Origin of the sequence: Burkholderia sp. Ac-20392 (assembly GCF_017104585.1) — a bacterium.
GTDB lineage: Bacteria > Pseudomonadota > Gammaproteobacteria > Burkholderiales > Burkholderiaceae > Burkholderia > Burkholderia lata.
Genome location: NZ_JAAGPB010000755.1, coordinates 1 through 2,988 on the forward strand (window position 1 = coordinate 1; position 2,988 = coordinate 2,988).

General features: G+C 69.2%; 3 protein-coding genes and 1 pseudogene. 1 reads left to right on the forward strand and 3 read right to left on the reverse strand.

Translation table 11 applies throughout. From position 1 onward, the window contains the following. Together G3N99_RS37795 and G3N99_RS37800 are read right to left on the reverse strand one after the other, a co-directional pair. Positions 1-543: fimbria/pilus periplasmic chaperone (locus tag G3N99_RS37795; RefSeq protein ID WP_206124921.1), on the reverse strand; the 543-nt coding region annotated here is incomplete at its 3' end. 6 nt (positions 544-549) lie between these two features. Beyond that, entirely contained in the window at positions 550-1,086 is a 537-nt protein-coding gene (locus G3N99_RS37800) for a spore coat U domain-containing protein (RefSeq protein WP_174941645.1), read from the reverse strand. 345 nt (positions 1,087-1,431) lie between these two features. Between G3N99_RS37800 and G3N99_RS37805 the strand changes: the two genes are divergently transcribed. Next, complete coding sequence (locus G3N99_RS37805) at positions 1,432-2,391, forward strand: spore coat U domain-containing protein (protein ID WP_241012053.1); 960 nt, start codon at positions 1,432-1,434, stop codon at positions 2,389-2,391. A gap of 6 nt (positions 2,392-2,397) precedes the next feature. Here the strand turns inward: G3N99_RS37805 and G3N99_RS37810 are convergent. Continuing rightward, positions 2,398-2,931 (reverse strand): annotated as a pseudogene (locus tag G3N99_RS37810) (transcriptional regulator); the annotation flags it as partial. Positions 2,932-2,988 lie beyond the last annotated feature (57 nt).

Here is a 2,988-nt window from a genome sequence, read left to right on the forward strand (position 1 = left end):
TACCAGCCGGACCGCGGAAAGCTGCGCCCGCCGCCCGCCGCGATTGTCGACTGCGAGCCGCAGGCCCTGCGCATCGCGTTCGACCCGCCACGCGAGACGCGGCGGCGCCGGCATCCCGGGCGGTTCGACGAACACGGGCACCGAATAGCGCAGCCGGATCGTGATGCCGTTTTCGACCGGGGTGCCGGGCGCGGGCAGTTCGTCGATCAGGACGCGGTAGCTTTCCTCGGCGGCCGGCGCGTCGAGGGCCGTGCGCACGAGCCGGATCAGCTGCCCGGCGTTCGCGCCGATCTGCAGCAGCGGTGGCGATGCGGCGAGCGCGTCGGTCGGCGTCATCACGTCGTCGCCGTTTTCCTGCGTCCAGCGGTACGTGCGGACCTGGCCGTAGATCGGCCGTCCGCCCGGATTGTCGAGCATGACGCTGGCCGCGGCTGCCGACGGCGGCAGCTCGATCGTCACGGGCGTGATCTGCAGCGTGGCCGCGGATACGGCCGCCGCCGATGCGGCCCACAGCGCGGCGAGCGCGCGCGGAAGGAACGCCACGGGACGTCAGAAGTAGACGGTGGCGGTGACGGTCGCCTGATAGGTGTCGGGCTTCGGTGTCGCCTGCGCCGGCACCTGGCCGTACACGTTCAGCGACTGCGCGGAACCGGTCCCGGTGCCGCCGACCGTGTCCGTTCCCTGCGTGTTGCCCCAGACCGTGGCGTGGCCCGAATCCTGGTAGATCTGGTAGCCGACCGTCGTGCTCGTGTTGCCGCTCGCGGTGCCGGCCATCAGCCGGCTGGCGACCGTCGAGCCCGTGACGGCGCCCGCGTCGAGCCCGACGTTGTACGGCGTCGAGTTCGTACAGGTGACGGACAGCGTGGTCTGCTGGCTGATCGTCGACGCGAGCACGCCGGTCGTGCCGAATGCGAGCGGGTTGGCGGCGATCGTGCAGTTCGCCTGGATCGTCAGCGTGACGTTGAACTGGGCGGTGGCGGTGCCGTTCGAGTAGGTGGCGGCGACGGTAACGGGTTGTAGCGCCGGTGCGAATGCGAAGGCGGTCGCGAGCGCGGCGGAAAGGACACGACGTCGGGTAGCGTTCATTGTGGTTATCTCCAGCCGTTCAAGGGATGTCGCCCGGCTCGCGGGTGGCCTCCCGCGTTGTGCCTGCCGTGCCGACGGAACTGCGCTGTCGTTGACGGAAGACTACTCCACGCGTTCGGGCGCCGGCAATGGTGAAAATGCCGAAGCGGCAGGTTTTGTGCCGGATTCCTGATAGATTGCTGTGGGCGGCTTGACCTGGATCAAGAATCGGCGCGAACGACGCGGTACGCGGCCGGCTACCATCGAGGGGCGCGTGGCCTGACGACGGTTGTCGCCGGGGCGAGCGTGCGTACGGGGAAAACCATGGCGGATGAGCGATTCGACGCGGCGCGTGGCTGGCTGCGCATGCTGTCGTGCCTGCTGCTGGTCGTGGCGCTCGGCGCGCCGTGGGCGTCGGCACGCGCGGATTCCTGTTCGGTCACGCCACCGGCGCCGAGCTTCGGCTCCGTCAGCCCGATCCGGCTGCTGGCCGTCACGACCACCAGCACGATGACCGTCAACTGCACGTGGGATGCGCTGAGCCTGAACACGGGCGTGCTCGTCTGCGTGAACCTCGGCGGCACGAGCCCGCGCTACCTGAGCAACGGGACGAACCAGATGCAGTACGACCTGTACCAGGATTCCGGTTATTCGCAGGCGTGGGGTTCCGTCAGCGCCGGCACCACGCCGATTTCCGTGACGTTGCAGAAACCGCTGCTCGGCACCAGCGCGAGCGCGAATATCACCGTCTATGGCCGCGTCACGGCCAATCAGCCGACCGTGCCGACCGTGAACAACAGCAGCACCGTCTACACCCAGAGCTTCAGCGGCAACCAGGCGACGTACAGCCAGAGCTTTTCGCTGCTCAGCATCCTGCCGACGCTGACCTGCGCGGCGCAGCCGGTGGCCGGCACGGTGAGCTTCTCCGCCACGGCCACGGTCGCCAACGACTGCATCATCACCGCGACCGGCGTCGCGTTTCCGGCCACCGGCGTATTGACGTCTCCGCTGGCGGCGGCCGGGTCGATCAATGCGCGCTGCACGAACGGCGACGCATTCCAGATTGCGCTGAACGGCGGCAGCAGCGGCAACGTTGCCGCGCGCGCCATGTCGCGCACGGGCGGCGGCGGGTCGGTCGGCTATCAGCTTTACGCGGACGGCGGCTATACGACGCCATGGGGCGACGGCACCGGCGGCACGTCGATGGCGACGGGGTCGGGCAGCGGATTCAGCCAGACGATCCCCGTGTACGGGCGCGTGCCCGCGCAGACAACCCCCGCGCCGGGCAACTACAGCGACACGATTACTGCAACGATCAGCTTCTGAGTTGCGTCAGTCGCGCACCAGCACCACCAGCTTCAGGTCCTCGCGGTGCGCGGGCTTCAGCGTGATCTGCTGGTACACGAGGCGGCCGTCGGCCGGATGGTCGAATTCGCGCAGGCCGCCTTCGCGTTCGAATACGTCCTGCGATGCCCAGTACTGCGCGAAAGCGTCGCTGCCGGCAGTCAATGCGTCGATCAGCGCACGCGTGGGCGCATCGGTCAGGTGACGGATCGAATCGGCGCGGAATTCGGCCGCGAGCCGCCGCGCGCGGGTTTCCCAATCGACGATCAGCGTGCGCGCGGCCGGCGACATGAACGTGAAGCGCAACAGGTTGCGGTCGTGTTCGCCGTCGAGCCAGCCGGAAAAGAGTGCGGCGGCCGGCGCGTTCCATGCGAGCGCGTTCCATTGCCGGTCGAGCACGTACGCGGGCGTCGCGATTGCCGCGACGGTCGCGGCGAGCGTCGGCGGCAGGTCGCCGCCCGCGACGTCGGGCTCGGCCGGGTCGCGCTGCGCGGCCAGCTCGAACAGGTACGCACGCTCGGCCTTCTTCCTTCGCCTGCGAAATGGCACGCAGCATCGCGGCACGCCAGGCCGTCACGC